Below are 480 nucleotides of genomic sequence, written 5' to 3' on the forward strand. Positions count from 1 at the left end.
CGCTTCGAGCCGGCGGCTCAGCGCCGCTATGCGTTCACCTAGAGACAACCAGTCCATCAGCAACTCATCGAGCAACTCGCGCAACAGGTCGGGCAGAGGCAAGGAAGCATCCTCAAGCGCCTGAGGCACATGCTTATTGATCGCGGCATCACCCTGGGGCATGGATACGCCATGCTCAAGTAGCAAACCACGGATCTGATTACCCAGCGCGGTATGTCGCTTGATGTTACCGCGCCGGATACGGTGCAGCGCTTGAATAGCCAGTGCTGTGGTGCTCTTGATCGGTATCGAAGCGATGCTCGTATCGCGACCGGCACGCAAAATGGCATAGCAGTCGTTACGATCGTTCTTCGCGCCGCTGCGATGTTCGGCGACACGTTGCGCCGGCAGGATGCGAACCGGATTACCTTTGGTCTGCAGCAGCCTGGCCCAGGCTTGTGCACCTGGACCGCATTCCATCAAGACGGCCACGGTCGTTGG

Annotated in this window: 1 pseudogene; it reads right to left on the reverse strand. The window is 59.4% G+C overall.

Features of this window, described 5'->3' with window-relative positions:
* A pseudogene (locus tag ACF8RA_RS07525) lies at window positions 1–480 on the reverse strand (IS110-like element ISPpu11 family transposase); the annotation flags it as partial.

The organism is Pseudomonas sp. FYR_5 (genome assembly GCF_043106315.1).
Classification (GTDB): Bacteria; Pseudomonadota; Gammaproteobacteria; order Pseudomonadales; family Pseudomonadaceae; genus Aquipseudomonas; species Aquipseudomonas putida_Y.